9 protein-coding genes are annotated in these 7,876 nt (G+C 71.4%); 3 read left to right on the forward strand and 6 right to left on the reverse strand.

The features are described from left to right. Positions 1–18: 18 nt before the first annotated feature. Positions 19–420 carry a hypothetical protein gene (locus ACIBK5_RS13725; RefSeq protein ID WP_399019153.1) on the forward strand — a complete coding sequence of 134 codons (402 nt, stop codon included), beginning with the start codon at positions 19–21 and terminating at the stop codon, positions 418–420. A gap of 1 nt (position 421) precedes the next feature. Here ACIBK5_RS13725 and ACIBK5_RS13730 read toward each other — a convergent pair whose 3' ends face one another. The 3 genes from ACIBK5_RS13730 to ACIBK5_RS13740 are packed head-to-tail and all read right to left on the reverse strand — an operon-like array spanning position 422 to position 2,538. After that, entirely contained in the window at positions 422–979 is a 558-nt protein-coding gene (locus ACIBK5_RS13730; protein WP_399019155.1) for a hypothetical protein, read from the reverse strand. 24 nt (positions 980–1,003) lie between these two features. Next, positions 1,004–1,945, reverse strand: coding sequence for an MFS transporter (locus ACIBK5_RS13735; RefSeq protein ID WP_399019157.1), 942 nt, complete (start codon positions 1,943–1,945; stop codon positions 1,004–1,006). Continuing rightward, positions 1,942–2,538 (reverse strand): NADPH-dependent FMN reductase, encoded by a 597-nt coding sequence (locus tag ACIBK5_RS13740; RefSeq protein WP_399019158.1) that lies wholly within the window; start codon positions 2,536–2,538, stop codon positions 1,942–1,944. Before ACIBK5_RS13740 ends, ACIBK5_RS13735 begins: the two co-directional genes overlap by 4 nt. A gap of 127 nt (positions 2,539–2,665) precedes the next feature. Between ACIBK5_RS13740 and ACIBK5_RS13745 the strand changes: the two genes are divergently transcribed. After that, positions 2,666–3,412, forward strand: a complete 747-nt coding sequence (locus tag ACIBK5_RS13745) for a TetR/AcrR family transcriptional regulator (protein WP_399019160.1) — start codon at positions 2,666–2,668, stop codon at positions 3,410–3,412. 78 nt (positions 3,413–3,490) lie between these two features. Here the strand turns inward: ACIBK5_RS13745 and ACIBK5_RS13750 are convergent, their stop codons facing one another. From ACIBK5_RS13750 to deoC, 3 genes are read right to left on the reverse strand one after another with little or no spacing between them, the layout of a single operon-like run. Next, positions 3,491–4,375, reverse strand: a complete 885-nt coding sequence (locus ACIBK5_RS13750) for an aldehyde dehydrogenase family protein (RefSeq protein WP_399019161.1) — start codon at positions 4,373–4,375, stop codon at positions 3,491–3,493. Beyond that, entirely contained in the window at positions 4,368–5,804 is a 1,437-nt protein-coding gene (locus ACIBK5_RS13755) for an aldehyde dehydrogenase family protein (protein ID WP_399019163.1), read from the reverse strand. Before ACIBK5_RS13755 ends, ACIBK5_RS13750 begins: the two co-directional genes overlap by 8 nt. A gap of 21 nt (positions 5,805–5,825) precedes the next feature. After that, positions 5,826–6,788, reverse strand: coding sequence for a deoxyribose-phosphate aldolase (gene deoC / locus ACIBK5_RS13760; protein WP_399019165.1), 963 nt, complete (start codon positions 6,786–6,788; stop codon positions 5,826–5,828). Between the two features lie 233 nt (positions 6,789–7,021). On the opposite strand from deoC, the gene ACIBK5_RS13765 reads away from it, so the two are divergent. After that, positions 7,022–7,708 carry a PH domain-containing protein gene (locus tag ACIBK5_RS13765; RefSeq protein ID WP_399019167.1) on the forward strand — a complete coding sequence of 229 codons (687 nt, stop codon included), beginning with the start codon at positions 7,022–7,024 and terminating at the stop codon, positions 7,706–7,708. Positions 7,709–7,876: the final 168 nt, after the last annotated feature.

The following is a 7,876-nucleotide window of genomic DNA, read 5'->3' on the forward strand; positions in this document are numbered from 1 at the left end:
CGTCAGAAGGTGGCAGCGATGGCCCGACACGACTCACCCAAGAAGCCGACCGTCCAGCGTGCCCTGGCCGTCCTCGCGACCGCGGGAGTGGCGCTGGGGGCGGGTGCGGGTGCGGCGTCGGCCGCGGCGGGCGCCGGCTCGGTCCTGGACCTGGTCCACACCGCCCCGGGAAAGACCGACACCCGGGCCGGTCTCCAGGCCGCGAGCGACACCCTCGCCTACACCACCGGCACGGTCACGGGCCTCAAGCCCAACCCCCTCGCCGGCACGGGAGTCGATCCGCTCGACAACGGCGTCGGCACCGAGGTCGCCGACTTCAAGCCGGTGGATTCTCAGGAGGTGACCGGTCCGGTGGCCCAGGCGCCGTCGGTCGGGGACGCCCTGGTGCTGAGCCAGGTCACCAGGCTGGTCTCGGGGTAGTTCACCGGCCCCGCAGCGGGACCTCCCGGACCAGCCAGGACACCGCGAACGCCACGGCGCACAGCACGGCCGTGCCGAGCGCGACACCGTGCAATCCGTCCACCACGCCGGCCCGGAAGGCGTCCCGGGCCGGCTCCGGAAGGTCCCGCAGCGCCTCGGGGGTGAGCTCACCGCCGGTCAGCCAGGCGTCGTCGGGGCCGAGCCGGTCCGTGACCGCGGCTGTGAGCCGGCCGGTGTAGACGGAGCCGAGGACGGCGACACCGAGCGAGCCGCCGACGGTGCGCAGCAACGTCTGGGTGCCGCTGGCCGCCCCCATGTCGCGTGGTTCCGCGCTGTTCATCGTGATGAGCATCGTCGGCTGCATCAGACAGCCGATGCCCACGCCCAGCACCAGCGTCAGGCCGGAGGCCACCGGTGCCGTCGTGGCCGTGTCGAGCGTCAGCAGGGCCAGCGCCCCCGCCGCGGCCAGCGGACCGCCCGCGATGGGGTAGCCGCGGTAGCGCCCGCCGTCGCCGACCCGCCGGCCGATGACGAGCTGGGCGGCCATCATGCCCAGCATCAGCGGGAGGAGCAGGAGTCCGCTCTAGGTGGACGACACGTCCCGTACGAACTGCAGGTACTGGGGCAGATAGCTCGCCGCCGCCAGCATGGCCGCGCCCGTGATGAAGCTGAGCACCTGTGCCACCGAGAAGTTGCGGTCGCGGAACAGCCGGGGCGGGATCACCGGTTCCGGGGCGCGCCGCTCGACCCGTACGAACGCGGCCAAGGCGGCCGCGGAGACCAGGGCGAGCCCGATGACCTGCGGTGACGACCAGGCGTACGTCGTCCCGGCCCAGCTCGCGAGGAGGGTCAGGGCGAGGATCGCGCCGGTCAGCAGCCCGGCTCCGGCCAGGTCGATCCGGGCCTTGACCCGGGCGGCGGTCAGCCGCACCCCGAAGCCGATCAGGGCGAGTGCCACCGCGCCGACCGGGACGTTGACGTAGAACACCCAGCGCCAGTCGAGCTGGTCGGTGAGGAAACCGCCGGCCAGGGGTCCGCCGATCATCGCGGCGGGCAGGAGTACCCCGATCAGCGACTGGGCCCGCCCGGCCTCTGCCGGGGTGAGCAGCGTGCCGATGAGGGCGAGCGCGCCGACGAAGAGGCCGCCCGCGCCGATGCCCTGAAGGGCCCGGAAGGCGATCAACTGGCCCATGTCCTGAGCGAGTCCGCAGAGCACCGAGCCGATCAGGAACAGGGTGATGGAGGTGAGGTAGCTGCCCTTGTGGCCGTAGAGGTCGCCGAGTTTTCCCCAGATCGGGGTGGAGACGGCGGTGGTGAGCAGATAGGCCGTGATCACCCAGGACAGCTGGTCGAGGCCGCCCAGGTCGCCGACGATGGTGGGCAGGGCGGTGCCGACGACGGTTCCGTCGAGCGTGGCGAGCACGATGCCGAGCAGCAGGCCGAGGATGACGAGCCGGGAGGGCGGGGCGTCCGGCCGGACCGGATGTGCCGTGCTCGCGGGCGAGGCCGTGGTCTCCCCGGTCATGCGACGTAGTCACGGACGGACTTGGCGTCCCGCAGGGCGTGGCCCCACCAGGCGAGCTGGTCGAGCAGGGCCTTCGCGGCCGTGTCAGCGGCGGGGTCCGTACAGGTGCCGTCCTCGTCGAAGCGGCTCCAGGCGTTGTGGAGGCTGACGGTGTTGCGGATGGTCGCGGCGTTCACCTCGGCCATGACGACCCGCAGTTGCTCCACCGCGCGCAGACCGCCGGACAGACCGCCGTAGGAGACGAAGCCGACCGGCTTGCCGTGCCACTCCGTGCCGTGCCAGTCGATCGCGTTCTTCAGGGACGCCGGGAAGCTGTGGTTGTACTCGGGCGTGACGAGGACGAAGGCGTCGGCGGCCGCGAGCCGGGGTGACACCAGGGCCAGCCGCTCCTCGGTGCCGGGCGGCGGCTGCTGTCCGAAGGCCGGGAACACCGTCGGCAGCGGCGTCTCCGCGAGGTCGACGACATCGGCGCGCAGGTCGTCGCGCTGGTCGAGGTGGCCGGTCAGCCACTTGGTCACGACGGGCGCGAAGCGTCCCTCCCGGGTCGAGCCGACGAGAACGGCGACGCGGAGCGGTTCGGCGGTGGCGGGCATGGGTCTCCCCCTGATGTGTACGGCCTTGTGTACGGCGTATCTTCTGTGCGTACAACGTACACAGCGATGTGTACGCCGTCTACTGGAGATACGCTGTACGCGACAATTCGACCGGGAGGAGCGGACCATGGCGGTCGCGAAGAAGAAGGAGGGCGCGGAGAGCGGGGCCGAGGCGCCCTCCCTCTGGGAGCGCATGGAGCGGCCCGCCCCGGCCCCTCGCACCTCACTGACCCTGGAGCGGATCGCCGCCGCCGCGGTCGAGATCGCCGACGAGGAGGGCGGCGCGGCCGTCACCATGCGCCGTCTCGCCACGAAGCTCGGCGTCGCGCCCATGGCCGCCTATCGGCACGTCAGCGGCAAGGACGACCTCTGGGCGCTCATGATCGACCGGGTGTCCCGGGAGCTGGCCGTGTCGGACGACGTCACGGACTGGCGCGAGGTGCTGCGCTCCTACGCCCTCCAGACGCGGGAGTTGATGCTCGCCCACCCGTGGATGGCGGTCATGCCCACCCCGGTGATCATGCTCACCCCCTCGCGGATGGCCGTGGCCGAACGGGGGGTGTCCGCGCTCGCCGCCCACGGTCTGGACGCCGACTCGGTGATGGCCGTCCTGCGAACCGTCACCTCCTTCGTGCACGGCTCGGCCCAGACCGAGATCGCCCTGCGGGACTACCAGGAACGCCACGGCTGGGCCGGCGGCGACGAGACCCGCGAGGCCCTGGCCCCGCAGATGCGCTACCTGATGAGCACGGGCCGCTATCCGGCCTTCGAGCAGTACGCCCTCACCGCGGCCCGCAAGGACGACCGGGCGGGGGAGTTCGAGTTCGGCCTCGACTGCGTGCTCGACGGCATCGCGCAGCGGCTGGCGATCTGACGGGGGCGGGTCCGGCTACGCGAGAAGCCCCGGCTCTCCTGGACGGAGGAGGGCCGGGGCTTCGGCTGTGAGGGGCGTCTAGTACGAGGAACCCGACGCGCCCAGTGACCCTGTGGGGTGCCAGACCGTTTTCGTTTCCAGGAATGCCGTCATGCGGTCGGTGCCCGGGGTCTCCGTGTAATCCACAGGCTGTGGACGGAGAACGCGCTTGAGGTTGTCGGCCGCCGCGATCTCCAGTTCCTTCGCGAGGACCTCGTCGGCGCCCGCGAGGTCGATCGCGTTGACGTCCTGGTGGGCCGAGAGCGGGGTCGCGATCTCCACCGTGCGGCCCGAGAGGACGTTGACCACGCCGCCGGGGACGTCCGAGGTGGCCAGCACCTCGGCCAGGGAGAGCGCGGGCAGCGGGGACTTCTCGCTCGCCACCACGATCGCCGTGTTGCCGGTGGCGATGACCGGGGCCACCACCGAGACCAGGCCCAGGAAGGACGACTCCTGCGGAGCCAGCACGGCGACCACGCCCGTCGGCTCGGGGGAGGACAGGTTGAAGAACGGGCCCGCCACCGGGTTGCCGCCGCCCACCACCTGGGCGATCTTGTCCGTCCAGCCCGCGTACCAGACCCAGCGGTCGATCGTCGCGTCCACGACCGCCGCCGCCTTGGACTTCGACAGACCCTCCGCGTCGGCCACCTCACGGATGAATTGGTCGCGGCGGCCCTCCAGCATCTCGGCGACGCGGTACAGGACCTGGCCGCGGTTGTACGCCGTCGCGCCGGACCAGGCGCCGAACGCCTTGCGGGCCGCGACGACCGCGTCACGGGCGTCCTTGCGGGAGGACAGGGGCGCGTTCGCCAGCCACTTGCCCTTTGAGTCCGTCACCTCGTACACCCGGCCGCTCTCGGAACGCGGGAACTTTCCGCCCACGTACAGCTTGTAGGTCTTGAGGACACTGAGTCGGTCAGACATCGAGGTACGCCTCCAGGCCGTGGCGGCCGCCCTCGCGGCCGAAGCCCGACTCCTTGTACCCGCCGAACGGCGAGGTCGGGTCGAACTTGTTGAACGTGTTGGACCAGACGACACCCGCGCGGAGCTTGTTCGCGACCGCCAGGATGCGCGAGCCCTTCTCCGTCCAGATGCCGGCGGAGAGGCCGTACTGCGTGTTGTTGGCCTTGGCGACCGCCTCGTCCGGCGTGCGGAACGTCAGGACCGACAGCACCGGGCCGAAGATCTCGTCGCGGGCGATCCGGTGCGCCTGGGTGACGTTCGTGAAGAGCGTCGGGGCGAACCAGTAGCCGCTCTCCGGCAGCTCGCAGGCCGGCGACCAGCGCTCGGCGCCCTCCGCCTCGCCCTGCTCGACGAGGGAGGTGATGCGGGTGAGCTGCTCCTCGGAGTTGATCGCCCCGATGTCCGTGTTCTTGTCGAGCGGGTCGCCGAGGCGCAGCGTCGACAGGCGGCGCTTGAGGGAGTCGAGCAGCTCGTCCTGGATCGACTCCTGGACCAGGAGGCGGCTGCCGGCGCAGCAGACCTGGCCCTGGTTGAAGAAGATGCCGGTCACGATGCCCTCGACGGCCTGGTCGATCGGGGCGTCGTCGAAGACGATGTTGGCGCCCTTGCCGCCCAGTTCGAGCGTGACCTTCTTGCGGGTGCCGGCGACCGTGCGCGCGATCTGCTTGCCGACGGCGGTGGAGCCGGTGAAGGCGACCTTGTTCACGTCCGGGTGGGCCACCAGCGCGGCGCCCGTGTCCCCGTAGCCGGGGAGGATGTTGACGACGCCCTTGGGCAGGCCCGCCTGGCGGCAGATGTCCGCGAAGAAGAGGGCCGAGAGGGGGGTCGTCTCGGCGGGCTTCAGCACGACCGTGTTGCCCGTCGCGAGCGCCGGGGCGATCTTCCACGCCAGCATCAGGAGTGGGAAGTTCCAGGGGATGACCTGGCCCGCCACACCGAGGGGCCTGGGGTTCGCGCCGTAGCCGGCGTGGTCGAGCTTGTCGGCCCAGCCCGCGTAGTAGAAGAAGTGCGCGGCGACCAGCGGCAGGTCGGCGTCGCGGGTCTCCTTGATCGGCTTGCCGTTGTCGAGGGTCTCGAGGACGGCGAGCTCGCGGGAGCGTTCCTGGATGATGCGGGCGATCCGGAAGAGGTACTTCGCGCGCTCCGCGCCCGGCAGCGCCGACCACTTCTCGAAGGCCTTGCGGGCGGCCTGTACGGCGCGGTCCACGTCCGCCTCGCCCGCCTGGGCGATCTCGGAGAGGACCTCTTCGGAGGAGGGGCTGACCGTCTTGAAGACCTTGCCGTCGGCCGCGTCGGTGAACTCACCGTCGATGAACAGGCCGTACGAGGGCGCGATGTCGACGACCGCGCGGGACTCGGGGGCCGGAGCGTACGCGAATGCGCGTGACATGTTTTCCATGGTCATGAGGTCTCAGTCCACCGTCACGTAGTCGGGGCCGGAGTAGCGGCCCGTGGCCAGCTTCTGGCGCTGCATCAGGAGGTCGTTCAGCAGCGAGGAGGCGCCGAAGCGGAACCAGTGGTTGTCCAGCCAGTCATCGCCCGCGGTCTCGTTGACCAGGACGAGGAACTTGACGGCGTCCTTGGTGGTGCGGATGCCGCCGGCCGGCTTCACGCCGACCTGGATACCGGTCTGGGCGCGGAAGTCGCGGACGGCCTCCAGCATGAGGAGGGTGTTGGCGGGGGTGGCGTTCACCGCGACCTTGCCGGTGGAGGTCTTGATGAAGTCCGCGCCGGCCAGCATCCCGAGCCAGCTCGCGCGGCGGATGTTGTCGTACGTGGACAGCTCGCCCGTCTCGAAGATGACCTTCAGGCGCGCGGAGGTCCCGCAGGCCTCCCGCACGGCGGTGATCTCGTCGTACACCTTCAGGTACCGGCCCGCGAGGAACGCGCCGCGGTCGATGACCATGTCGATCTCGTCGGCACCCGCGGCGACGGCCTCGCGGACGTCGGCCAGCTTGACGGTGAGCGGGGCGCGGCCCGCCGGGAAGGCGGTGGCGACCGAGGCGACCTTCACGGCGGAACCGGCGACGGCCTCCTTGGCCACGGCCACCATGTCGGGGTAGACGCAGACGGCCGCCGTGCTGGGCGACGTACGGTCGGTCGGGTCGGGCTTGACCGCCTTGGCGCCGAGCGCCCGGACCTTGCCCGGGGTGTCCGCGCCTTCCAGCGTCGTCAGGTCGACCATCGAGATGGCGAGGTCGATGGCGTAGGCCTTCGCGGTCGTCTTGATCGAACGCGTACCGAGGGAGGCCGCACGTCCCTCGAGTCCGACCGCGTCTACGCCGGGGAGCCCGTGGAGGAAGCGGCGCAGCGCGCTGTCGGACGCGGTGACGTCCTTGAGGGGGTGAGCTGCGGTGAGTGCAGAACTGGGCATGGTCACCAGACGAGCATATCTACGCGCGTAGCGGCTGTACAGCCCCGGGGCTGTCTTGGGTGGGGGTGCGGTGGGTGTGAGGTGGAGTGGGGGGGTGGGGCGGAGTGGGTGCGGGGTGGAGTGGGGCGGAGTGGGGTGGGGAGCGGTGGTTGCGCTTTGAGCTTTGGGGTGGGGGCGGTGGCTTGAGCCGGGGTGGCGGGGGTGGGGGTGTCGGCGTCCGGCAGAATCGGGGTATGACGAGTCCCGAGTCCCAGTCGCCCGAGTCCAAGGACCGGGTCTACCGGTCGGTCCCGGCCATCGCCGGTGGTGTGCTGCTGCTCGCCATCGCCGGGTGGCTCGGTGTCGACGCGCTCGTCTCGGGGGAGGGGCGCACGCAGTGGCTCGCGCTCGCGCTGATGCTGCTGATCGTGCCGCTCGTCGTCGCCTTCACCCTGCGGCCTGCCGTGTACGCGGGCGACGACCGGCTGCGGATCCGCAACCCCTTCCGCGTCATCGCGCTGCCCTGGGGGCAGGTCGCCTCGCTGAAGTCCGCCTACTCGAACGAGGTCCTCACCGAGTCCGGCGCCAAGTACCAGCTGTGGGCCGTCCCCGTGTCGCTGCGCGCCCGCAAGAAGGCCGCGCGGCGTGAGATGCGGGCGACCGCGCAGGCGCGGCGGGCCATGGGGCGGGACGAGGGGCGTGGCAGCGGCCTCGGGATGCGTGGGGGGCTGGGGCAGGGCCCCGGTGGGGGCGGTCCGGAGTCCGAGGGGCCCGTGCGTGCGGACACCGACCGGATCATGGACGAGCTGCGCGGGCTGCACGAGGCGCGGCACGGGGCGGCGACGGCGCAGGGTGAGGTGACCGTGCGGTGGGCCTACGAGGTGGTGGGGCCGGCGGCTGCCGGGGTGGTGCTTGTCGCGATTCTGCTGGCTGTGGGGTAGCGCGATTCTGCTGGCTGGGGGGTAGGGGGCAGGGCTCAGGGGGTGTGGCGGGGGGGGGGGGTGGGGGGGCCCCCCAAAAAATTGTGCCTGATCGCAGCAGCACCAACCGGCGGGCAGTCTTGAGATACAAAACGCCCCCCCCCGCAGGCCCGCCCCAGGGGGGGTTGT

It is taken from the genome of Streptomyces sp. NPDC050546 (genome assembly GCF_044457425.1).
Lineage (GTDB): Bacteria > Actinomycetota > Actinomycetes > Streptomycetales > Streptomycetaceae > Streptomyces.